We start from the raw sequence: 22,750 nt of genomic DNA, 5'->3' as shown, positions 1-22,750 counted from the left end.
TCCATAACTAATAGGAAACTTTCTTAAAAGATTGCCGGGGGGACGGCTGTGCTCTCCTACGGGCAGGAACGGCTCTGGTTCCTGAACAGGCTCGACCCGGACGACCCGTCCTACAACTGCTCCTACGCCTACCGCCTGCGCGGTCCCCTGGACGCGGAGCGGCTGGAGTCGGCGTTCGAGACGGTCGTCGCCAGACACGACGCGCTGCGCACCCGCTACGTCGAGGCGGACGGACGGCCGGAGGCGGTGATCGACTCGCCCGGCGGCTTCCGCCTCGAACGGCTCAGGGCCGAGCCCGGTCAGGCGTTCCAGCTGGTCAAGGAGCGCACCAACGCCGCCTTCGACCTGGCCGAGCGGCCGCCCTTCCGGGTGACGCTCATCGAGCTGGCCCCCGACGACCACGTGCTCTGCGTCGTCCTGCACCACATCAACGGCGACGGCTGGTCGCTGACCGTGCTGCAGAGCGAGGTCGGCGCCTGCTATGCGGGCACGCCGCCGACCTCGCCCGCTCCCCAGCCGGCACCGCGCCCAGAGCCCGAGCTCGACTGGTGGGTCGAGCAGCTGTCAGGAACGCCGGTCCTGGACCTGGCCACCGACCACGCGCGACCGGCGGTCCGCGGCACGGCCGGCGGCGAGGTGCGCTTCACGATCACCCCCGAGCTGGCCGCCGCGGTCGCCGACACGGCCAAGCGCGCCAGGTGCACGCCCTTCATGGCACTGCTCACCGCCTACCAGCTCCTGCTGGCCGGGCACAGCGGCCAGCACGACTTCTGCGTCGGCGTGCCGGGTGCCGGACGCGGCACCCCCGAGCTGGACCGCACGATCGGCTATCTGTCGACCACGATGGTGCTCAGGTGCGACCTCGGCGGCGAGGCCGGGTTCACCGAGGTGCTCGGCCGGACCCGCAAGAGCGTACTGCAGGCCCTGTCCCGGCCGGACGTGCCGGTCGACCGCCTGATCACCGCGTTAGGCCTGGAGCGTGACCTGTCCAGGACTCCGCTGTTCCAGACCATGTTCGCGCTCCACACCCAGGACCGCGTCGCCGACCCGCTGCCGGGTCTGGATGCCGAGCCGTACGACCACGGCTGGCACCCCGCGCGCCACGATCTCACCCTCGACCTCTACCCCCAGGCCGACGGCAGCCTGCTCGGCGTGGCGATCTACAGCGAGGAGCTGTTCGAGCGCGAGAGCGTCGAGGCGATGACCCGGCGCTACCTGTCGCTGCTGGAGACCGGCGAGCTCCTGCCCGGCGACGAGAAGCGGCAGCTCGAAGCATGGAACGACACCGCCGCCGAGGCCGACGGGCGCAGCGTCGCCCAGCTCGTCCTGGAGCAGGCCGCCAGGACTCCCGGCAACCTCGCGGTCGACGACCTGACCTACCGCGACCTGGTCACCCGCGCCGGCGGGCTGGCCGAGCGGCTGCGCGGCCAGGGCATCGGCCCCGGCGACCTGGTGGCCGTACGGCTGCCGCGCAGCGCCGACATGGTCGTCGCGCTCCTCGGCGTGAACCTGGCGGGCGCCGCCTACCTGCCGCTCGACCCCGACTACCCCGAGGCCAGGCTCGACTACGTCCTGGAGGACTCCGGCGCCAAGCTGGTCCTCACCGACGTCGAGGCCGAGCCCGCCGAGCCGGTGCTCACCCCGGCCGAGACCGCCTACGTGCTCTACACCTCGGGATCCACCGGCCGCCCGAAGGGCGTGGTGATCCCGCATCGGGCGCTCGCGAACTTCGTGCACGCCATGAGCGACCTGCTCGACCCCCGCCCCGAACACGTCTGGCTGGCGCTGACCTCCCTGTCGTTCGACATCTCCGGCCTGGAGCTCTACCTGCCGCTCGTCTCGGGCGGCCGGGTGGTGGTCGCGCAGAGCGCCCACGACGGCGTGCCGCCCGGGGTCACCCACGTCCAGGCGACGCCGTCGGGCTGGCGGGTGCTCCTGGCCGGTGACCTGCCCGAGGTGGTCGCGCTGACGGGGGGCGAGCCGCTGCCGGTCAAGCTCGCCGCCGAGCTGCGCGCCCGCGTGCCGCGGCTGCTGAACATGTACGGCCCGACGGAGACGACGATCTGGTCCACCTGGTGGGAGGTGCCGCCGGAGCCCACGTCCGTCTCCATCGGGCGGCCCCTGCGCAACACCACGCTGCACGTCGTGGACCGGCGCGGCGAGCCGGTGCCGGTCGGCGTGCCCGGCGAGCTGCTGATCGGCGGCGCGGGCCTGGCCGACGGCTACCTGGGCCGCCCGGAGCTGACGGCGGAACGTTTCGGCGGCGGGCGCTACCGCACCGGCGACCTGGTCAGGTGGCTGCGCGACGGCACCCTGGAGTTCCTCGGCCGCACCGACAACCAGGTCAAGCTACGCGGCCACCGCATCGAGCTGGGCGAGATCGAGGCGGTCCTGGAGAGCCACCCGGGCGTACGGCAGGCGGTCGCCGCGGTGCAGGACGACTCCCTGGTGGCCTTCCTGGTGGGCGGTGAGCCCGACGTGGTCAGGGAGCACGCCGCCCGCTTCCTGCCGGCCTACATGCTGCCCTCCACCCTGGTCGTGGTCGAGCGCCTGCCGCTGACGCCGAACGGCAAGGTGGACCGCAACGCGCTGCCCAAGCCGCAGCCGGTCAAGGCCGGCTACGTGGCCCCGCGCACCGACGCGGAGGCGCTGGTGGCCGAGGTCTACACCGAGGTGCTCGAGCTGGAGAAGGTCGGCGCGTACGACGACTTCTTCGCCCTCGGCGGCCACTCGTTGTCCGCCGTCCGCGCAGTCTCGCGGCTGCGCGCCACGATCGAGCTGGATGTGCCCATTCGCGCCCTGTTCTCCGCCCCGACCGTCGAGGGCCTGGCGCGGTCGATCGAGGAGCTGCTGGTCGCCGAGCTGGACCAGCTCTCCGACGAGGAGGCGGAGCGCCTCGCAAAGGAGCTGACATGATCAAGCAGAGACTGGCCGAACTGGTCGCGGAGGCCTCTGACAACGCTGTCACCGCGCAGGAGGCCCTCGACTCCGCCGTGCCGCTGAGCGCGCTCGGCCTGACCTCGATCGGCCAGATGCGGCTGGTCGACGCGATCGAGGCGGAGTTCGGGGTGGAGGTGGAGCTGACCGACGACGGCCTGGCCATGCTCGACGACCTCGACCGGCTCGCGGCCTTCGTCGCGGTCCCATGAACGTCGAGTTCGCCGGTCCCGGATCGGGTACGGCCCCGCTGACCTGGGGTCAGCGGGCGATCTGGGAGACGATCGAGCGCACCGCGCCGGACGACCACTACTTCAACTTCGGGCGGATCGTGCGTGTGCCGTCCGGTGTGAGCGTCGAGGAGGCCGCCGACGCGCTGGCCCGGCTGATCGAACGCCACGGCTCCCTCCGCACGCTCCTCGACGACGGCGCCCAGCGCCTGCACGAGAAGGGGCGGCTGCCGCTGCTCGTCCACGAGGGCGCGGACCCCGAGGCTGTGATGGCGGGGCTGGAGGCGACGCGTTTCGACTACGAGCACGAATGGCCGCTCCGGGTCGCCCTGATCACGGAGGGCGACGCCGTCACCCACCTGGTGCTGGTCTTCTGCCACCTGGCCGCCGACGGGCTGGGCGCCGAGGTGGCCGTACGCGACCTGCGCGTGCTGCTGCTGGGCCGCGCCCCGCGCACGCCCGCGCCCCAGCCCCTGGACCTGGCCCGCTGGCAGAGCGGGCCGGACGGCCGCAGGGCCGCCGCCAAGGCCGCCGGGCACTGGGCGGCCGAGCACGCGCGCATGCCGTCGACCATGTTCCCCGTGCGGGTGGCAGAACCCGCGGGACCGCCGATCTGGCGGGCGCTGCTCCACTCCCCCGCCCTGAACCTGGCGGTGCGGGCGGTGGCCGCCGGCCACGCCGTCTCGACCTCGACCGTGCTCCTCAGCGCGGTCGCCAAGCTCGCCGGGCGCGCCACGACAGCGGTGCTGCCGATCGTGGCCAACCGGTTCAGACGCGACACGATCGGCCTGGTCAGCACGCTGTCACAGGAGGGCCTGTTCACCGTCGACGTGGACCGCCCGTTCGAGGAGCTGCTCAGATCGGCCGCGCCCGCAGCCTTGCAGGCCTACCGCAGCGCCTACCACGACCCCGCCGACCGGGCGGCCGTCGTGGCGGCCGAGAGCGAGCGCCGGGGCGAGCCGGTGCATCCCAACTGCTGCTTCAACGACATGCGCTTCACCGATCCGGGGCCGGAGCCGTGCACCGGGGCCGAGCTCGACCGGGCGCTGGAGGAGAGCACGCTGACCTGGCCGATGAGCCAGGACAAGCTCAACTGCCGCTTCTGCGTGCACGTCGGCCCCGAGGGCGTCTCGCTCACGGCAGACACGCGCTACCTGCCCAAGCCTGCCATGGAGCGTTACCTGCTCGATCTGGAGTCGATGCTCGTCGAGGCGGCGCGGCCATGATCGCGGCCTACGCGCACGCCACCTCCTGCGTCCAGGGCGGCGAGCTGCGCTTCACGCTGTCGGCCCCCTCGCCCGTCGTGGTGACCGACGTCGCCGACGACCGGATCGTCCACGAGGGCCGGGCGGGGGCCGACTGGACCCTGCGGATCGGGGACGACTGGCCCAGCTCGCTCTACCGGGCATGCTTCGGTCCCGAGCAGCCGTGGCCGTACAGCCTGCCGGGCTCGGCGCCCTGCCCCGACAACGAGGTGTACTTCGTCGTACGGCAGGCACGCCCGACCTCGCCCATCCTGGTCAGCGTGCCCTTCACCACTTGGCAGGCCTACAACAGGTCGGGCGTGCCCGGCGAGGGCCTGTACTGGACCGAGTCCCCCGAGCGGGCCACGCGCGTCAGCTTCGACCGGCCGGGAGGCGGTCCGCCGCCCGAGCGCTGGGAGGAGGGCATGATCCGCTGGCTGCGTCCCGCCGGCTACGACGTAGCCTACTGCTCCAACCTCGACCTCGATCCCGAGCTGCTGGCCGCGCATCGCCTGCTGGTGGTCAACGGCCACGACGAGTACTGGTCGATGGGCATGCGCGACGCCGTCGAGGACTTCGTGGCCGCCGGCGGCAACGTCGCCTTCTTCTCCGGCAACACCGCCTGGTGGCAGATCACGCTGGAGGACGGCGGCCGCACGATGGTCTGCGAGCGCGACCCCCTGACCGGCAGCGCCGAGTGGGTCGCCACGGGCCGTCCGGAGAACACCCTGACCGGCACCAGCTTCCGCGCGGGCGCCGGCACCTGGGGCCCCTACATGCGCCGCATGCTCGACGAGTCGTACACCACGCGCTTCGCGGGCCACTGGGTGTTCGAGGGCACCGGCCTGACCGACGGCGACAAGTTCGGCCAGGGCAGCCTCGGCTACGAGACCGACGCCGCCGAGTTCGAGGAGGTCGCCGGGGTGCCGAGGGTGACCGCGCGGGACGGCACGCCGTCGTCGTTCGTCGTGCTGGCCACCGCCGACCTGCGGCACTGGAGTGCCTACGGCCAGGGCGGCATGGCCACGATGGGCGTGTTCACCAGCGGCGCGGGCACCGTGTTCAACGCCGCCACCATCAACTGGGGTAACACGCTGCACGATCCGGTGGTCGAGCGCGTCACCAGGAACGTGCTGGACCGGCTGTCCGCTGCGCCGTCGCCGCGCTGGGAGGTCATCGGGGCCGCCGCCGACATCCGCGCCATGGCCGTGCTGGGCCGTACGCTGCACGCGGTCGACGCCCACGGCACGCTGCTGGCGCGCGAGTTGTGCGGGCAGAACCTGGCCTGGCAGCCGGTGCGTTACGTCGGCGAGCTGCGCGCGCTGGCCGTGCCGCGTGAGGCGGCGGGCGGCATCGGCGTCGAGCTGCTCGGGCTGTCGGCGGCCGGACGGCTGGTCAGCCTCGACCGCGGCGACCTCGGGCCCGCCCCCGAGGGGGCCCTGGCGCTGGCCGTGGCCGACAACGCCTTCCACGTCGCCACCGACCGCGACGAGTTGTGGAGCCTGACTTTCGGCGAGCGGACCTGGCGCCCGGCCGGTCCCGCCTCCGGTGCGCGGTGCCTGTCCGCCATGAACGGACGGCTCTACGCCGCCGACGCGGCGGGAGACGTGCACACCATGATCCCCGGCGGTACCTGGGAGCCGCTCGGGCTCCAGGCGCCCGGCGAGGTGTTCACCACCTGCGCCGGGCGCCTGGTCAGCGCCGGACGGTCGGAGCCTCTGCGGTGGCGGACGGTCCGCCTGCCCGGGCACTGATCTCCTGGTAGCCGATGAGGTCGTCCGGCGGCGAGTCGGGCACCTCCTCGTCGAAGCGGGCCAGCGTGCGCGCCCGCAGCGCCACCAGCACCACGATCGTGATCGCCAGCGCGAGCAGCAGGTACATCAGGCCGATGCCGCGCCCCGGCCCCGTGCCGATGACCGCCCCCACGCTGCCGGCCAGCGCTCCCCCTGGCGCCATCAGGGGCTCCACCAGCGCCGTGCCGAACGGCGCCACGAGCCCGAACCCGATCGGCAGCGTCGACCAGGCGATCATCGTGTTCAGCGCGAACACCCGGCCGTGGTAGCGGCGCGGCACCTTCACCTGGACGATCGTGGCGTAGATGCCGTTGACCGTGGTGAGGGCGAACGACAGGCCGAACGCGCCGACCGCGACCACCCACAACTCGGCGCGCAGGCCCGTCACCAGCGCGGCCGCCGCCAGCCCGAGCACCGAGAGCAGCATGCCGCGCATGCGCCGCCGCCGCGGGCCGCCCCAGATCGTCAGCACCAGGCCGCCGAGGAAGGCTCCCAGGCCGCCCGCGAACGCCGCCCTGCCCACGTCCGCGAGTGTGGCGAACCCCAGCACGAGCGGGGTGACCAGGACGAACAGCGGGGAGAGGAAGACGTTGAGCACCGTGAAGAAGAGCACCATGTCGCGCAGGCCGCGCACGCCCCACGTGAAGCGCCAGCCGCCGGCGATCTCGGCGCCCAGCGTCTCGCGCCTGCGCGCCGCCATCGCCTTGGGGAAGCGGATCATCAGCAGCGTGCCGATGGCCAGGGTGTAGGAGACCACCTCGATGGCGAGGATGCCCTCCAGGCCGATCAGCGCCACCAGGCCGACCGCGATCAGCGGGACGAGCAGCTGGGAGGTGCCGGTGACCAGTTGCACGATGCCGTTGGCATGGCCCAGGTAGCGCTTGGGCACCAGCTGCGGCACCGCCGACTGGTAGGCCAGGCGCTGGAAGGTGAGCGCCACCGACAGCAGCGCCAGCAGCGGGTAGACGTGCCAGAGCTGCAGGTTGCCGGTCCACAGCAGGACTCCGAGCACCAGCTGGGTGGAGCCCGCCGCGGTGCTGCCGGCGAGCATGACCGTGCGGCGGTCGTAGCGGTCGACGACCGCCCCGGCGATCGGCGCCACCAGCGTGCCGGGCACCAGCGCCAGCACGGAGAAGAGCGCGAAGCTCACCAGCGAGCCGGTGGTCGTGTAGATCCAGATCGGAACGGCGAACTCGGTCAGGGCCGCGCCGATGATCGAGATCAGCTGGCCGGCGGCGACGGCGGAGAAGCGCCGCATGGTCGGCTCGGGACCGGCCTGCGCGTTCGCCTGCTCGGAGACCCCCTCCACCCACCATGTGGAGCGCGGGATCCGCTCCCACTCGTGGTGGGTCCTGGTGACGATCTGGGCCAGCTCGGCCGCCCGGTACTTCAGGTAGTAGTGCCCGGCCTCGTCGAGCACGACGAGCGCCGTGCGCTCGGCGATGCGGTGCCACTCCCGGAATCGTTCCTGGTAGTAGTCGGTGGCGGGGTCGCGCTCGCCGACGACGGAGATCACCGGGGCGCGCAGGCGTATCGGGTCCTCCTCGAACAGGCGGGTGAAGTACTCCTCCGCCTCCTTGGTGCCACGCCGCTGGTTGTCGATGAGCAACTGCAGCTCGGCCTGGTCCAGCCCGTCGGTGTCGAGCCCGGCGGCGCGCAGGCCGTTGGCCCAGTGCTGGTCGCCCTGGAGTTTCTCGATCGCCTCGGTCACGCGGCGCAGGCCCTTGCGCGGCCGGGCGAAGGGGAAGACGCCGCCCAGGTAGACCGCGTCCACGTCACGTCCGGCAGCCTCCAGCCGGCGGGCGATCTCGACCGTCAGCATCACGCCGAGCCCGCAGTGGCCGTAGAGCGACAGCGGTCCGCGTACGTGTTCCAGGATCTCGGCCGCGCACCGCTCGGCGATCTCCTCGACCGCGGTGGCCTGCTCGTGCGCGCCGAGCTCGTGCCCGGGCACCGTCACGGTGTACAGGGCGTGCCCGGCCGGCATCTCGTCGGCCAGCGGCTGGTAGATGGCCGCGCTGCCGCCGCTGTAGGGGATGCAGACGACGCTCGCGGTCGCCTTCTGCTCCCGGGTGAGCCGGTGGACCAGCCGCCCCGAGTCGGCGGTCTGCGACAGCGCGGCCAGGCCTCGCACGGTCGGATGCTGGAACAGGTCGAGGATGGTCACCGGGCGCGGCAGGCGCCGCTTGAGCCTGGCCACCACCTGCGCCGCCAGCAGCGAGTGCCCGCCGAGGTCGAAGAAGTCGTCGTGCGCCCCGACCCGCTCCAGCCCGAGCACCTCGGCCCAGACCTCGGCCACGGCCAGTTCCAGCTCGGTCGACGGCTCGACGAAGGCGGTCTCCTGGTCGGGCCGCTCCTCGTCGGGTTCCGGCAGCCTGGCCCTGTCGACCTTGCCGTGCGACTTGAGCGGCAGCTCGTCCAGCCAAACGTAGCGGACCGGGATCATGTAGTCGGGCAGCGTACGGCCCAGCCGGGCGCGCAGCTCGCTGACGCTCAGGCGCTCCCCGGTCAGGTAGCCGACCAGCCGGTCGCCCCTGAGCTCGACCACGGCCTGCTCGACCTCGGGCAGCGCCGACAGCGCCACCTCGATCTCGCCCAGCTCCACGCGGTGGCCGCGGACCTTGACCTGCAGGTCGCGGCGGCCCAGGAAGCACAGCTCCCCGGTCGGCAGCCAGCGGCCCAGGTCGCCGGTGCGGTAGAAGCGCTCGCCGTCGAGCTCGACGAACTTCTCGGCGGTCAGCTCCGGCCTGCCGAGGTATCCGCGGGCCAGGCGGTCGCCGCCCAGGTGGATCTCGCCGGTGGCGCCGATCGGCACGGGCCTGCCCGCGGCGTCGAGCACGAGCACCCGCGCGCCGGGCAGCGGCCGGCCGATGGGCAGGGCGGGCTCGGTCTCGTGGCCGGTGACCTCGTGGGTGGTGATGCCGACGGTCGCCTCGGTGGGGCCGTAGTGGTTGATCACCCTGGTCCTGCGGGACAGCTCCCCCGCCCAGGCGCTGCGCGAGGCCTCGCCGCCGAGGATCAGCAGCTTGCGCGGCAGCCGCTGGTCTCCCGTGGACAGCAGGGAGGCCAGGTGGGAGGGGGTCAGCTTGAGGTAGTCGGCCTCGGGCAGCTCCTGGGTCTGCGGGTCGAGCAGCTGGAGCGTGCCGCCGGTCAGCAACGACAGGTAGAAGATCGTGATGCCGAAGTCGAAGGCGAGCGACTGCATCAGCGCGAACCGCGAGCCCGGCTCGACGCCGAAGCGTTCGCGGACCCCGGCCAGGTAGGTGAGGATCTGCCGGTGCTGCACCGCCACGCCCTTGGGCCTGCCGGTGGTGCCCGAGGTGTAGATCACGTAGGCGAGGTGGTCGGGCGTGGTGCCTGGGTCGCGTAACTCGCCGTCCTCGCCCGTCACGTCGGTCAGCACGGTGACCGCGCCGGAGTCCTCGACCAGGTAGTCGAGCCGTTCCTGCGGCAGTTTGGGGTCGAGCGGCACGTAGGCGCCGCCCGCCTTCAGCACGCCGAGCAGCGCGACCGCGATGTCGACCGACTGCTCCAGCAGCACGCCGACCCGGACGTCCGGGCCTACGCCGCGGCGCTGCAGCGCCACCGCCAGCCGGGTCGCGCGCCGGTCGAGCTCGCTGTAGGTGAGCTCGTCGCCGTCGCATGTGACGGCGACGCCCTCGCCCGGCTGGAGCACCTCGTGCAGCAGCCGTGCCTGGAGCGGGCGCACCTGCTCGCCGCGGCTGAAGGAGTCGATGAGCTCCAGCTCGCCGTCGTCCATCACCTCCAGCTCCGACAGGCGGGCCCGTGGGTGCTCGGCGATCGAGCGCACGAGCGTCTCGAAGCGCCTGGCCAGGCGCTCGGCGCTCTCGCCGGTGAACAGGTCGGTGCTGTAGGTCAGCGAGCCCGTCAGCTCCTCGCCCGTCTCGAACAGGTACAGGCACAGGTCGGCCCGGGTGCTGGTGATCGGGACGTCGACCGCCTCGACGTCACCCGCCCTGTCGAAGTTCTGCAACGCGAAGATGGCCTGGCAGATCGGCGAGCGGCTGACGTCGCGCGGCACGTTGAGCTCGGTGACCAGCCGCTCGAACGGCAGGTCCTGGTGCGCGTAGGCGTCCAGGGCCGATTCCTTGACCTGGGTGAGCAGCTCCTCGAAGGTGGGGTCGCCGGCCAGGCCGGCCCGCATCACGAGGGTGTTGACGAACATCCCGACCACGCCGTCGAGCTCCGGCAATCCGCGCCCGGCCACCGGGGTGCCGACGGCGAAGTCGTCCTGCCCGGTCAGCCGGCCCAGGAGCACCTGGAAGGCGGTGAGCAGGGTCATGTACGGCGTGGCGTGCGCGCGTGCGCTCACCGCCGCCAGCCTGGCGACCACGTCGGCGCCGATCCGCACCGGGGTGGCGGCTCCCGCGTCCCTGCGCACCGCCGGGCGCGGCCGGTCGGTGGGCAGTTCCAGCGGCGGCACGTCGCGCAGCCGCTCCCGCCAGTAGGCGACCTCCCTGCCGTAGTCGCGCCCGGCCTCCCAGATCGCGTAGTCGCCGTAGCCGATCGGCAGTTCCGCCATCGGCCGCCGGTCGTAGCAGGCGAGCAGGTCGCGCATGACGATCTCGGCCGACCAGCCGTCGACGACGATGTGGTGGGCCTTGAGGAGCAGCAGGTGGTCGTCGGGCGCGAGCCTGACGAGCAGGACCTGGAGCATCGGGTCCTCGGCCAGGTCAATGGGGACCGCCAGCTCGGCCTCGGCGAGCTGGAGCCCTTCCTCCAGGCTCGCCGCCCTGCGCACCTTCAGCGCGGGGTTGTCGGGCTCGCGCAGTACCAGGCTGGGCCTGCCGTCGTCGGTGGCGCGGAAGTTCATGCGCAGCGCCTCGTGCCTGGCCAGCAGCCGGACCAGCGCCACGCGCAGGTCCTGCTCGTCGATCGGGCGGCGCAGGCGCACCAGCGAGGGGACCACGAAGGCGGTCGAGCCCGGCTCGTACTGGTCGAGGAACCACAGCCGCTCCTGGGCGTGCGCGAGCGGCGGCGCGACGCCTTCGGGACGCGGCTCGATCGTCCGTGTCTCGCGACGGCGCAGACGCTGGGCCAGCAGCGCCCGCTTGGCTTCTGTGAGCGTCATGAGACCTCGTTCTTCAGCGCGCTCAGGAAGAGCGCCGCGTCACGGCCGTTAATCAGCCGGTGGTCGTAGGCCAGGCCGACGTCGGCGACCATGCGCTCGCCTTCCTGCCTGGCGGCGGGCAGGGCCAGCGCGGCGACCTGGCCGGGGAAGACGAACGGGATCGCCATGATTACGTCAGGCTCGGTGTGGAGGGTCAGGGTGATGGTGGCCCCGGTCAGCTCGGCGCCCTTGAACTCGCCCTTGCTCGCGGCCACGCGGTAGCGCATGAGCGTGACGGCCAGCTCCTTGACGGTCAGGCTCGCCGGGTCGCGCACGACGGGTACGTAGAGGCCCTCGCCCAGGTCGAAGGTGACGCCGACGTGCGGCGTGGGTGACGGGAGCGCGTGGTCGCCGTCGAGGGTGGCGAAGAACAGCGGGAAGCGGGGGTGCAGGGCGGCGATGGCGTGCACGAACAGCTCGGCCAGGCCGACGGGCCTGCGCACCTGCTGGGTGAGCTCCTCGGCCCTGGCCAGCGCCTGGCCGACGTCGAAGCGCATCACCGTGTAGGCGGCGGGGATGGTCTGGTGCGACATGGAGACGGCCCTGGCGACGGCCCGCTGCACGCGCGTCAGCGGCAGGCCGCCGGCGGCGGAGGCGGGCGCCGGGCTCCGGCGTCCGGCCACCTCCTCCACGTGCGAGCGCTTCACGACGGCGACCCCGAGCCCGGCGATCTCCGCCTCCGTCACGCCCAGCTCGGCCATCAACGCGCGGGCGGGTTCGGTGATCAGCACGCCGTCACCGGAGGCCGCCACCGGGGCGGGCGCGGCGGAACCCCCCAAGGTGACCCGCCCGAGCACGGCGCCCGGCTCGCACCAGGCCCCCTCCTTCACCTCGTGCACCAACACCCCGTCGCCCGGCGACTCCAGGTCGGTGGCCGCCTTGGAGCTCTCCACGACCGCCACCACCTCCCCGGCCCGCACCTCGGCGCCGTTCTCCACGACCCACTCCACCAGCAGGTACTCGGTGTCGTTCGGGTTGAGCCTGGGAACCAGCAGTTCACCCACGGAGGACCTCCAGTACGGCCGTGCCGATCGTCTCCTCGTTCAGCAGCACCTCGCGTTCGAGGTGCAGGGCGGCGGGGATCACCCCGTCGCGCGAGTGCGCCACCGCGACGGGCCTGCGCAGCCGCCCCCACAACCGCTGGTGCAGCTGGTGGGCGACCTCGCTCCCCCACGTCCCGCCCGCGGTGCTCTCCTCGGCGACCACGACCGCGTCACCGAGGTAGGGCAGCAGCGCGTCGACGTCGAGCGGGTAGAGCCGCGACGGCACCAGCAGCCGGCACGAGAGCTCCTGCTCCATCAGGAGCGTCCGCATGGCGGCCATGGCCCGGTGGGCGACGCCGCCGGGGGCGATCACGACGCACTCGGGCGCGTCGTCGAGGTCGACCACGGCCAGCTCGCCGTCGAGCCGGACGCGGAAGATCGGGTCGGCCTCGTGCATGCGCCGCGTGTAGAGGACCTTGTCCTCGAAGAGGATGCCCGGCTCCCCGCGCGACAACATCGACCGCAGCACGAGCGTGTTGTCGTGGAAGGGCGACATCTCGTACAGGGACAGGCCGGGCAGGCCGATGAAGTGTTTGTGCAGGCTCTGGCTGTGCGTCGGGCCGTAGCCGCGCCCGCCTCCCATGGGCGCGCGCACGATGAGCCGCAGCGGCAGCGGCCTGCCGTACATGGACACGGACTTGCTGGCGAAGTTGCACAGCTGGTCGAAGGCGAGCGCGACGAAGTCGCCGAACATGATCTCGACGACGGCGGTGTCGCCGGCGAGCGCGAGCCCGCCCGCGACCCCGGTGATCGCGCCCTCGCTGATCGGCGTGGACAGGACCCGGCCGGGGAAGCGTGTCGACAGGCCGCGGGTGGCCTTGAACGCTCCGCCGTACGGGTCGGTGACGTCCTCGCCGAGCAGGTAGGCGCGCGGATCGTCGGCGAGCAGCCCGTGCAGGGCCAGGTTGAGGTTCTCCACTACGCGCATGGCCGGGCCGACACCTCTCCGACGATCTGCTGGATGCGCGCGCGGGCCGCCTGGTCGGCCTGGCCGCCCTCGTGGAGGGGGTACCAGTCGTGCTTGCGTGCCAGCGCGAGGGTCTCGGCGTCGCGCGTGTCGTCGCCCTTGCTGTGCGGGCCGACCCGGTGGGTGACGAACTCGACGACGGCCGGGCGGCCGGTACGCACGGCGGCGACGGTCTCGGCGACGTCGTCACGGATCTCGTCGATCACCGTGGAGGTCACCAGGCGGTGCTCGATGCCGAAGGCGGCGGCCCGGCCGGAGATGCTGCCGGCCAGTTGCTGCTCGGTCGGCGTCGACTGGGCGATGCCGTTGTTCTCCACGACGACCATCAGCGGCAGCTCCCACAGGGCGGCCAGGTTGAGCGCCTCGTAGACGGCGCCCTCGCCCCAGGTACCGTCGCCGATGTAGGCGCAGGCCAGCCGGCCGCTGCCCTTCAGGTGCAGGGCCACCCCGGCGGCGACGGGCAGGCTCTGCCCCTGGATGCCGGTCGACAGGTAGGTCTCGCGGTACAGGTGCTGGCTGCCGCCCACCCCGCCGCAGACGCCGCCCCGCCTGCCCATGATCTCGGCGAGCAGGCCGTGGAAGTCGCGGAACCTGGCCAGGTAGTGGCCGTGGCCGCGGTGGTTGCTGAAGACGTGGTCGTCCTCGCGCAGCAGCGGCCCGAGGGCCACAGGCACGTACTCCTGCCCGAGGCAGGTGTGCGTGGTGCCGTTGAGCTCGCCCCGGTCGAACAGGTCCAGCAGGGCCAGCTCGAAGTGCCTGATGAGCAGGAGCAGTTCGAGATCGTCCTCAGCGGGCATGGGCGAGCACCCCGGCGATGGTGGGGTTGTCGAAGAAGTCGTCCAGCTCGACCTTGACGCCCAGCCGCTTGTCCATCCTGGCGATGATCTGGGTGATGGTCAGCGAGTGCCCGCCCAGGTCGAAGATGTCGTCGTCGTCGAGCACGGGCGAGATGCCGAGCACCTCCTCCCAGATCTGCCTGACCTGCTCGGTCAGCTCGCTCGCGGCGGCGGGCGCGGCCTGCTCGGCCACGACGGGCGAGGACGTCGTGCGGGTCTCGAAGCCGACGAGCTCGCCCAGGGCCCGGCCGGGGTCGGCGGCGACGAGCGCGGCGAGGTCGGCGGCCAGCCGTGGGCCGTCCACCTCGGGCAGGTGCCGCAGGCTGATGCGCAGTCCCGAAGCGCTGTCGACGCACTGCAGGTGGACGGCGCCGCGGACGGCGTGGTTGAAGACGGTCCAGTCGACCTCGGCCGTGACGCCCACGAAGGCGGGTTCCGGCTCGGTCCTGCGGCGGTAACTCACCGACACCGGGGTCAGGGCCGCGTGCGGGCGCAGGTGGGGGACGGCCGCCGCGAGCGGCACGGCGCGGTGGCGGTAGATCTCCCGCAGGGTGGCGCGCAGCCCGGTGGCGAACTCCAGGAAGGTCTGCTCGGGCCGCGGGCTGGAGGCGACGGGCAGCTCGGTGACGAACGATCCGATGGTGTCGTGGGTGTCGGAGGTCCTGGTGGACAGGTCGATGGCGGTGACGACGTCGGCGTTGCCGTACCCGCGCAGCAGCACGTGCAGCGCGGCGAGCAGGTGCTCGAAGCGCGACAGCCCGGCGATCGCGGGCGGATCGAGGGTGATCTCGGTGGCCAGCGCGCGGCCCGCGTGCCTGGCCGTGTACGGCACGCCCTGCACGACGGTCTCGCCCGGCTCGTTCCAGCGCTCGGCCCAGAACGCGGCCGCGCGCGAGACCTCGAGCTCCTGCGCGTAGCAGGAGGCCAGGTCGCGCAGGAGGATCTCCTTGGACAGCCCGTCGAAGACGACGTGGTGGGCCACGAACAGCAGGGTCCGCCCGAACAGGGTGAAGCGTGACAGCGGCCCCTTGTCCAGGTCGAACGGCTCGCGGATCAGCGAGTCGTCGAGCTCGCCCTCCGCGCTCTCGATGGAGGGCCTGCCGCCGGGCACGAGCACGAGGCGGTCGCCGTCCTCGCGCAGCGCCCCCGCCAGAGCCGGATGCCTGCGGACCAGGGCCGCGCAGGCGCGTAGCAGCGCCGCGGAGTCCAGGTCGTCGCCGAACCGGACGACGAGCGGCACGTGGAAGGCCGATCCCGTCTCCGTCAACTGCTCGGTCACCCACATGCCCCGCTGGGCGAGCGAAGCCTCGATCATTGCAATGCTCCCAGGAGTTGACGCTTGTCGACCTTGCCGCCCCGGTTGCGGGGCAGTGCCTCGACCGTGTGCACCTGCGCGGGCACCTCGTGCGGGGCGAGCCGGTCTTTCAGGAAGAGCCGCAGGTCCTCCGCCGGAAGCGGAGCGCGGGTGACGATCACGGCGGCGATGGCGCGCCCGAGCACGGGGTGCGGTACGCCGAGCACGGCCGCCTCGACCACATCGGGGTGGGCGTAGACGGCCTCTTCGACACGGATGGTGGAGACCTTGAACGCGCCGGACTTGACGACGTCGCTCTCCCGGTCCACCAGGAACAGGTAGCCCTCGTCGTCGAGGTAGCCCAGGTCTCCCATGCGCACCCAGCCGTCGCGGAAGACGTCGCTCGCGGGGTCGCCGTAGTAGGCGCGCGGGACGGTGGGTGAGCGCATCCACACCTCGCCCGTCTCGCCGGGCGCGGCGGGTGCGCCGCCGGAGGTGGCGATGCGGACGCCGCCTCCGGCGACCGCCCTGCCGACGCTGCCGGGACGTTCCGGGTCGAACATCATGATGGTCTGGGCGGGCGCCGCCTCGGTCGAGGTGTAGTAGTTGGTGATCGCCGCCCGGGGGAAGGCCGCCGTCAGCCGCTGGGCGATCGGCCCCGGCAGCGGAGCGGCGGCGGAGCCCAGGAGCAGCACGCTCGACAGGTCGTGCCGTTCGTGCACACCGGCGTTGAGCAGCTCGATCGCCATCGCGGGCACCAGGAAGACGGTGCCCGCGCGGTACGACTCGATGAGCGCCCCGAACCGGCCGGGCGTGAAGCGCGGCAGTGTCACCACCGCGGGGCTGGCGTCGACGGCGGACAGCAGCATGGTCTGGCCCGCGTTCGTGCCGATGGGGAAGGCGTGGGCCAGGTGCCGGGAGTGGGCGAAGGGCCGCCGCTTGCCGCCCATGCCGTAGGCCAGGTTGGCGTGCGTGGCCACGACTCCCTTGGGCCGCCCGGTCGTGCCGGAGGTGTAGAGGATCTGCGCCCGGTCGCGGGCGGCGAGCCTGGGCAGTTCGGCGGGTGGGGCCGCCGCACTGCCCAGGTGCCAGCCGCCGCTGTAGGGCACGGCGCCGTGCACCACGCCCACCGCACCGCAGTCGCGCAGCACGAGGTCGAGGTCGGCGGCGGCCAGCCGGTCCGACAGCGGCACGGCCACGGCCCCCGCGCGCAGGACCGCGCAGAAGGCCACGGCGTAGTCGGTCCACTCCGCGGCGGAGAACAGCAGTCCGACCCGATCGCCGGGACGTACGCCCCGCTCGATCAGGCCGGCGGCGGCCTCGCCCGAGCGCGAGGCCCATGCGCCGAAGGTGAGCTCTTCCCGACCGTGGACGATCATGGCCGTGCGGTCGGGTTCCCGCTGGGCGCGGGCGACGAGTAAGTCGGGGACGGTCAGGTTCACCCGGGCACTCCAGGGAAGAACAGACAGGAAACTTTCCTATTTATTTTGCAAGTCTTACATGATCACCAAACGCGGCGCAAGGTTCCGGCCCGATACGCTCTCGCCGTGATGAAGGCGATCGGCGAAGGCTGGGACAACACCGTCCACGAACTCGACGGCGGCCTGCTGGCCCGCGTCGGCAAACGCCCAGATCCCGAGGCGACGCGCCGCGAGGTCGCGCTGCTCGACGCGCTCGCGCCGATCTCCCCGCTGCCGGTGCCGCGCGTGGTCGACAGCGACCCCGCCCGGGGGCTGATCGTCTACCACCGGCTCGCGGGCACGCCCCTGGCCGAGCACCCGGCCGCCGACCCGCGCCGCCTGGCCGAGACCCTGGGCGCCTTCCTGAGCGTGCTGCACACCTGCCGCATCGAGCATCCGCGCTTCACCCCGACGATGGGCGAGCAGCTCGACGCGGCGGCGGCGCAGTTCGAGGAGGTCGCCGGCCGATTCCCGGGCCGGGCCCGCGTGCTCGTCGAGTCGTTCCTCACCCAGCCGCCGCCGGGCGAGCCGGAGCACGAGGCGCTGTGCCACAACGACCTGGGCGACGAGCACATCCTGCTGCTCGGCGACGAGGTCACCGGGGTGATCGACTGGACCGACGCCCTGGTGGCCGATCCCGCCCGCGACTTCGCGCTGCTCTACCGCGACCTCGGGCCCGGCTTCAGCGCGCTGCTGGCCGCCGCCTACACACCCGACCGCGATCCCGGATGGGACGCACGCGTCGCCTTCTACGCGCGCTGCGCGATCGTCGGCGACATCGCCTACGGCCTGCGCACCGGCGAGCGGCGCTACGCCGAGGAGGGCCTGGCGCTCCTGGAGCGCACGATGGCGTGAAGAAGACCCGGCGCTCCGGGCAATCAGCAGCGAACGTTCCCGAGAAAGGCGACGGACGCATGCCCCCTGACCTGCGCACGAGCGACGCGTCGATCATCGCCAGGTCACGGGCGGAGCCCGAGTGCTTCGCCGAGATCTTCGACCGCTACTTCCCCGCGATCCACCGCTACGCGGCCGTCAGGCTGGGATCCGCCGCCGCCGACGACGTGGCCGCGGAGACATTCCTGGCCGCCTTCGACCAGCGGCACCGCTACGACCCGGCCTGGCCGCAGGCACGGCCCTGGCTGTACGGCATCGCCACGAACCTCATCGGCCGCCACCGCCGCAGCGAGCTGCGTCTCTACCGTGCGCTGAGCCGTACGGCGGAGCGCGAGGCCGATGACGGCCACGCGGACCGGGTGGCGGAACGGGTCAGCGCCGAGCAGCTCACCCCGGCGCTCGCGCGCGGCCTGGCCGCCCTGGGCAAGGGCGACCGCGACGCCCTGCTGCTGGTCGCGTGCGCCGAGCTCAGCTACGGCGAGGTCGCGGCGGCCCTCGGCATCCCCGTCGGCACCGTCGGATCCCGTGTCAACCGTGCCCGGCGCGTGCTGCGCTCGGCGTTGTCCGTCCCGGACGAAAGGTAGGCCCCTCATGGACGAGATTCAGCTGCTGCGCCACCGGCACGACGCCCAGCCGGGCCCTTCCCCCGAGGCCACGCGGGCGGCGCGCGTCCGGCTGACCGGCCGGATCTCGAGGTCTCACGCCGCGAGGCCGAGGCGGCCCTTCCTCCTGATCATGGCAGCGGCGGCGCTGGCCACGGCCGCGGCGGCGATCCTCGTGGCCAGGCCGGACCCCGGCCTCCCGCGCAGGCCCGGGGCCGCCACCCCTGCGGTCACCACGACACCGACCCTGCGGCCTGTCTCCAGCGCCGAACGGCTGGCACTCGGCGCCGCCGCCAAGGCCGCCGGCGCTCCCGCCGAGCCCACGGGGCCGTGGGCCTACACCAAGCTCATGGTCCGCCTCCAGGACGGCCGGACCGCCACTCAAGAGCTGTGGAGGCGGGTGGACGACTCCGCCTTCGCCGTGATCGAGAACGGCGAGCTGCGCACCATCAAGGGCTCGGAGTTCGAGGTGACCTATGGCTTCCTGCTGTCGCTGCCCACCGATCCGGCGGCCCTGCTGGAGCGCTCCTACACCGCCATCGACGAACGGGAGGCCAGGCTGAAGCGGAAGATCACTCCCGAGGAGCGCGACCTGTTCACCTTCCAGCACCTGGCGATGGGGATGCGCGAGTCGGTGCTGCCAGAAGGCCTTCGGGCGGCGATCTACGGCGCCATGGCGAAGATCCCCGGCGTGCGCTACTCCGGCCGCTCGGCCGATCTCGCCAAGCGCAAGGGCGTGACGCTCCGGCTCGGCGGCGAGGAGATCTTCGTCGATCCCGGCTCCTATGCGTACCTGGGCTATCGCAGTCGAGCCGGCGACCGGCTCCTGAACTGGGACAGCCTGCTGCTGGGGAGGTTCGTGGACCGGGCGGGCGAGCGCTAGAAGGGCACCGGGCCGTGGAGCGCGTGGGCGGCGCCGGTCGACAGCGCCCAGTAGCGGTCGCCGTAGGACCAGTGCCACCACTCCGTGGGGTAGTTGACCAGGCCGGCGGATTCGAGCGCCGAGGCGAGGATCTTGCGGTGCTGCCTGGCCTCACCCGAGATCGAGAGCGCGTCGGTGTAGCAGGCGCCGTCGCTCTCCTCCGGGGTGGCGTTGACGGGCGTGCCCATGTCGTACTCCGCCCCGTCGGGCGAGCACAGGGTCAGGTCGACGGCGGCGCCCGCGGTGTGCGGCGCCACCGCGACCGGGGAGACGTAGCGGCTGGCCATGGTGGCGATCTCGGCGGGCGGGCGGCCGGGGTAGGTCGCGCGCAGCGTCGCGGAGTAGGAGTCGAAGATCTCCTGCTGGGTGGCGATGGGCCGGTAGCCCTCGATGATCAGCAGGTGGAAGCCGGACGGCAGGCGGCGCTCGGCGCGCTCCAGCCGGGCCAGGAGGCCGCTGCGCAGGTGGGCGTAGGCGCCGGCCGGGTCGGCCAGCCGGGAATCGACCCGCAACCGGCCGCGAGCGTCGGCCAGGGGCTCTCCGGATTCCGAGACCGGGATGGCCGCCACGCGAGGGTCGGAGATCAGCACGATGTCGTCCCGCATGGGACCTCATTCTCACACGGTGTCGGAGAAGACCTGCTCACGGGCCTGCTCAAGGGCGGCGACGAGCGCGCCGCGCAGCACCGGATTGCCCGCCACGCGGGTCGCCTGGACGCTGGGCCGGCTCGGGCAGACGCGGGCGACGGCCTGCTCGACCATCGCGGCCAGGATGGGGCCGCCCGCCTTGCCGACGTCGCCGCTGAGCACGACCAGGCCGGGGTCGAGCACCACCGCGACGGCGGCGACCCCGACGGCCAGGCGGGTGGCGACGTCGTCGAGGTAGGCGGTGGCCTCGCGGGCGACGGCCGTGCGGATCTGCTCGGGGACGGTGCGGCCGGGGATGCCGTGGGCGGCGGCCAGCCCGCCGAGCGCCTCGTTGCCGACGAGGCGCTGGAAGGAGCCGGAGGTGGGACGGCTGACGTCGGTCGGCAGGGGTTCGCCCGGCACCGGTAGCCAGCCGATCTCGCCCGCGCCGCCGGTGATGCCGCGGTGCAGCCTGCCGCCGAGCATGACGCCCAGGCCTTGGCCGACGCCCGCCCAGATGACGACGAAGTCGTCCTGGCCGATGCCGGCGCCGTAGCGGTGTTCCGCGAGGGCGACGAGGTTGACGTCGTTCTCGATGATGACGGAGGCGCCGAGGGTGCGGCGCAGGCTCGCCAGCACGCCGACGTGCCAGCCGGGCAGGTCCATCGAGAAGCGCACCTCGCCGGTGCGGGGGTCGACGACGCCTCGGGTGCCGATGACGAAGGATCGCAGCTGCGATTGCGCGATCCTGGCGGAGTTGCAGGCGCGTTGAACCGCGTTCAGGACGGCCTTGACCGGATCTTTACCGTCTAGCGGGTCGACTGTGACCTCGACAACGATTTTACCTGTGATGTCCGCCACACCGACGGTGATCGATTCAGGCAGAATATCGAGGCCTGCGACGTAGGCACTGGAGGGAACGACGCCGTAGAGCGCGGCATTGGGGCCACGGCCTCCGGCGCGCTCGCCCGTGACCTCGACCAGTCCTCGCTCCTCCAGTCGCGCAAGCAGCTGACCTGCGGTTACCTTGGAGAGGCCGGTGAGTTCACCCAACTCGGCACGGGTCAGCGGACCATCCGACAAGAGGAGTTCGAGGGCGCTGCGGTCGTTGAGCCTGCGCAGCAACCGGGGTGTCCCGGGGCTCTGGGCCACCACTCGGCCCCCCTCTCGTCACGATCGGCTAACGACTTGTTTCTTTTAAGAAAGTTTCTTGTTAGTTTAGCAGCAGTCAGCCAGACTGACGATCAGCCAGGTGCGGACCCCGCGGCCCGGCACCCCCATAGACGCAACCCCGACGCGTTGAAGCCGGGAAGGGAGAACCCTAGTGAGGATCTCGAGAATCACGGCCACCTCGGTGACCACGGCGGCCCTCGCGCTGGGCCTGGCCGCATGTGGTTCCGGCGGCGGCACCACCACCCAGGAGACGAAGGCGCCCGACGCCGGCGCCTCCAGCGCCGCCCCGGCCGGCAAGCAGTTCGCCGGTAAGACCATCACCGTCTGGCGCCTCGGCGAGCCGACCGACCCGAAGATCCAGAAGTACTCGGACGACCTCGAGAAGCGTTTCGAGGAGGAGACCGGCGCCACGGTCAACGTCCAGTGGATCCCGTGGACCGGCATCAACGACCGCTGGACCACCGCCGCCGCCGGCGGCGAGGGCCCGGACGTCACCGAGATCGGCAACACCCAGGTGCTGGAGTGGCAGGCGCAGGACGCGCTGCTCCCCATCACCGACGTGGTCGAGGGCAACCCCGACCTCAAGGGCATCCCCGCCGCTCAGTACGGCTACGAGACGGTGGACGGCGACATCTACGCCCTGCCGTGGGGCGGCGGCACCCGCGCCGTCCTGTACCGCAAGGACTGGTTCGACGAGCTCAAGATCGCTGAGCCGAAGAGCTGGGACGAGCTGGTCGCGGCGGCCAAGAAGATCCAGGAGGGCAAGGGCAAGGACGTCGACGGCTTCGCCTTCGTCGGCGGCACCGACGCCAACTACTCGCTCTCCCCGTTCGTCTGGTCCGCCGGCGGCGACTTCGCCGTCCAGGAGGGCGGCAAGTGGGTCGGCAAGCTCACCGACCCGGCCTTCAAGGAAGGCTTCCAGTTCTACACCGACCTGGTCGCCAAGCACGGCGTGAACGCCAAGTCCCGCCTGAACCTGGCCACGGACGCCATCCGCGCCCGCTTCGCCAACAACAAGGTCGGTATGTACATCACCGCTCCTTGGGACATCGGCACCATCGAGACCGAGAGCAAGGGCAAGGTCAAGAAGGACCAGATGGCCTTCTTCACCATCCCCGGCAAGGACGGCCAGGCGGCTCCGGCCTTCCAGGGCGGCAACGACATCGCCGTCTGGAAGGACTCCAAGGAGCCCGACGTCGCCAAGGCCTTCGTAGCGATGGCGGCCGGCAAGGAGTTCGGCACCCGCTACGCGATCGACGGCGGACTGCTGCCCTACTACGCCGAAGGCCTCCAGCAGGTCGCGTCCGACCCGGCTCTGGCTCCGTTCGCCAACGCCTTCTCCCAGTCGCGCGGCTTCCCGAACGACGCCAACTGGAACGAGGCCAGCGAGACCAAGGCCGTGCTCCAGAACGCGGCCCGCTCGGTCATCGAGGGCAAGAAGGACGTCGACACCGCCCTGGCCGACGCCAACAAGGAACTCGAAGAGATCCTCAACCAGTAATCATGTCTAACCAGACGTCAACGATCGCCCGCGGCGGAGGCAACCACTCCGCCGCGGGGCGGCGCCGCAAGCAGACGGGCCGCACTCCCAGGAAGAG

The 22,750-nt window shown here is 72.3% G+C and carries 16 protein-coding genes; 8 read left to right on the top strand and 8 right to left on the bottom strand.

Annotated features, from left to right (window positions below; translation table 11 throughout):
* Positions 1 to 48: 48 nt before the first annotated feature.
* From HNR30_RS49865 to HNR30_RS01460, 4 genes are read left to right on the top strand one after another with little or no spacing between them, the layout of a single operon-like run.
* Positions 49 to 2,916 carry an AMP-binding protein gene (locus tag HNR30_RS49865; protein WP_181607598.1) on the top strand — a complete coding sequence of 956 codons (2,868 nt, stop codon included), beginning with the start codon at positions 49 to 51 and terminating at the stop codon, positions 2,914 to 2,916.
* Entirely contained in the window at positions 2,913 to 3,149 is a 237-nt protein-coding gene (locus HNR30_RS01470) for an acyl carrier protein (protein ID WP_181607596.1), read from the top strand. Before HNR30_RS49865 ends, HNR30_RS01470 begins: the two co-directional genes overlap by 4 nt.
* Entirely contained in the window at positions 3,146 to 4,393 is a 1,248-nt protein-coding gene (locus HNR30_RS01465; RefSeq protein WP_181607594.1) for a condensation domain-containing protein, read from the top strand. Before HNR30_RS01470 ends, HNR30_RS01465 begins: the two co-directional genes overlap by 4 nt.
* Positions 4,390 to 6,165 (top strand): N,N-dimethylformamidase beta subunit family domain-containing protein, encoded by a 1,776-nt coding sequence (locus HNR30_RS01460; protein WP_181607592.1) that lies wholly within the window; start codon positions 4,390 to 4,392, stop codon positions 6,163 to 6,165. The genes HNR30_RS01465 and HNR30_RS01460 overlap by 4 nt, the downstream gene beginning before the upstream one ends.
* On the opposite strand, the gene HNR30_RS01455 is transcribed toward HNR30_RS01460, so the two are convergent.
* Genes HNR30_RS01455 through HNR30_RS01430 form a run of 6 tightly spaced genes read right to left on the bottom strand, consistent with a single transcriptional unit; the run spans position 6,107 to position 16,917 of the window.
* On the bottom strand, positions 6,107 to 11,296 hold the full coding sequence (locus HNR30_RS01455; RefSeq protein ID WP_181607590.1) for a non-ribosomal peptide synthetase/MFS transporter: 5,190 nt from the start codon (positions 11,294 to 11,296) through the stop codon (positions 6,107 to 6,109). The genes HNR30_RS01460 and HNR30_RS01455 overlap by 59 nt on opposite strands.
* Positions 11,293 to 12,339 (bottom strand): 2-oxo acid dehydrogenase subunit E2, encoded by a 1,047-nt coding sequence (locus HNR30_RS01450; protein ID WP_181607586.1) that lies wholly within the window; start codon positions 12,337 to 12,339, stop codon positions 11,293 to 11,295. Before HNR30_RS01450 ends, HNR30_RS01455 begins: the two co-directional genes overlap by 4 nt.
* The gene (locus HNR30_RS01445; RefSeq protein ID WP_181607584.1) at positions 12,332 to 13,306 is read right to left on the bottom strand and encodes an alpha-ketoacid dehydrogenase subunit beta; all 975 of its coding nucleotides are present in this window, start codon (positions 13,304 to 13,306) and stop codon (positions 12,332 to 12,334) included. The genes HNR30_RS01450 and HNR30_RS01445 overlap by 8 nt, the downstream gene beginning before the upstream one ends.
* Complete coding sequence (locus tag HNR30_RS01440) at positions 13,297 to 14,142, bottom strand: thiamine pyrophosphate-dependent dehydrogenase E1 component subunit alpha (RefSeq protein ID WP_181607582.1); 846 nt, start codon at positions 14,140 to 14,142, stop codon at positions 13,297 to 13,299. The genes HNR30_RS01445 and HNR30_RS01440 overlap by 10 nt, the downstream gene beginning before the upstream one ends.
* Entirely contained in the window at positions 14,132 to 15,496 is a 1,365-nt protein-coding gene (locus HNR30_RS01435) for a condensation domain-containing protein (protein WP_181607579.1), read from the bottom strand. Before HNR30_RS01435 ends, HNR30_RS01440 begins: the two co-directional genes overlap by 11 nt.
* The gene (locus HNR30_RS01430) at positions 15,493 to 16,917 is read right to left on the bottom strand and encodes a class I adenylate-forming enzyme family protein (RefSeq protein ID WP_312894178.1); all 1,425 of its coding nucleotides are present in this window, start codon (positions 16,915 to 16,917) and stop codon (positions 15,493 to 15,495) included. Before HNR30_RS01430 ends, HNR30_RS01435 begins: the two co-directional genes overlap by 4 nt.
* A gap of 108 nt (positions 16,918 to 17,025) precedes the next feature.
* Between HNR30_RS01430 and HNR30_RS01425 the strand changes: the two genes are divergently transcribed.
* The 3 genes from HNR30_RS01425 to HNR30_RS01415 are packed head-to-tail and all read left to right on the top strand — an operon-like array spanning position 17,026 to position 19,314.
* On the top strand, positions 17,026 to 17,790 hold the full coding sequence (locus HNR30_RS01425; RefSeq protein ID WP_246377284.1) for a phosphotransferase family protein: 765 nt from the start codon (positions 17,026 to 17,028) through the stop codon (positions 17,788 to 17,790).
* 59 nt (positions 17,791 to 17,849) lie between these two features.
* Positions 17,850 to 18,413 carry an RNA polymerase sigma factor gene (locus tag HNR30_RS01420; protein WP_181607575.1) on the top strand — a complete coding sequence of 188 codons (564 nt, stop codon included), beginning with the start codon at positions 17,850 to 17,852 and terminating at the stop codon, positions 18,411 to 18,413.
* A 7-nt stretch (positions 18,414 to 18,420) separates the two neighbouring features.
* Positions 18,421 to 19,314 (top strand): CU044_5270 family protein, encoded by an 894-nt coding sequence (locus HNR30_RS01415; protein ID WP_181607573.1) that lies wholly within the window; start codon positions 18,421 to 18,423, stop codon positions 19,312 to 19,314.
* Here HNR30_RS01415 and HNR30_RS01410 read toward each other — a convergent pair.
* Together HNR30_RS01410 and HNR30_RS01405 are read right to left on the bottom strand one after the other, a co-directional pair.
* A complete protein-coding gene (locus HNR30_RS01410; protein WP_181607571.1) occupies positions 19,311 to 19,958 on the bottom strand; it encodes a M15 family metallopeptidase in 648 nt (215 codons plus the stop codon). The genes HNR30_RS01415 and HNR30_RS01410 overlap by 4 nt on opposite strands.
* 12 nt (positions 19,959 to 19,970) lie before the next feature.
* Complete coding sequence (locus HNR30_RS01405) at positions 19,971 to 21,131, bottom strand: ROK family transcriptional regulator (protein WP_181607569.1); 1,161 nt, start codon at positions 21,129 to 21,131, stop codon at positions 19,971 to 19,973.
* A gap of 172 nt (positions 21,132 to 21,303) precedes the next feature.
* On the opposite strand from HNR30_RS01405, the gene HNR30_RS01400 reads away from it, so the two are divergent.
* On the top strand, positions 21,304 to 22,653 hold the full coding sequence (locus HNR30_RS01400; protein WP_181607566.1) for an extracellular solute-binding protein: 1,350 nt from the start codon (positions 21,304 to 21,306) through the stop codon (positions 22,651 to 22,653).
* The last annotated feature ends 97 nt before the right edge of the window (positions 22,654 to 22,750 follow it).

The organism is Nonomuraea soli (assembly GCF_013761175.1).
Taxonomy (GTDB): Bacteria; Actinomycetota; Actinomycetes; order Streptosporangiales; family Streptosporangiaceae; genus Nonomuraea; species Nonomuraea soli.
The sequence above is the reverse complement of the archived record's forward strand: the minus strand, read 5'-3'. Positions and strand labels throughout refer to the sequence as shown.